The organism is Tamlana crocina, from assembly GCF_012037625.1.
Window position 1 is genome coordinate 1 of the sequence record NZ_JAAVJS010000758.1, and the last position, 302, is coordinate 302.

1 protein-coding gene is annotated in these 302 nt (G+C 46.4%); it reads right to left on the reverse strand.

Annotation, left to right across the window (positions count from 1 at the left end; genetic code table 11):
• Positions 1–302 (reverse strand): DEAD/DEAH box helicase (locus tag HC176_RS18880; RefSeq protein WP_167920505.1); only part of this gene is annotated, 302 nt, incomplete at both ends.

The window sequence follows — 302 nt, forward strand, 5'->3', positions numbered from 1 at the left end:
GAACTGCAACGTGCGCGGAATTGGCGTAGCAGTCAACGTAAGCGTGTCCACATTTTCCTTGATGGTCTTCAGCTTGTCTTTTACAGCCACCCCAAATTTCTGTTCCTCATCCACAACCAGAAGTCCGAGATCTTTAAATTTCACCGCTTTGTTTACCAGCTGGTGAGTACCAATGACGATATCAACCCTCCCATTCTCCAGCTCTTCCAGCGTGGTTCTTCTTTCCTTGGCTGTTCGAAAACGGTTCAGGTAATCTACCGTCACAGGAAAATCCTTCAGGCGTTCGGTGAAAGTTTTATAAT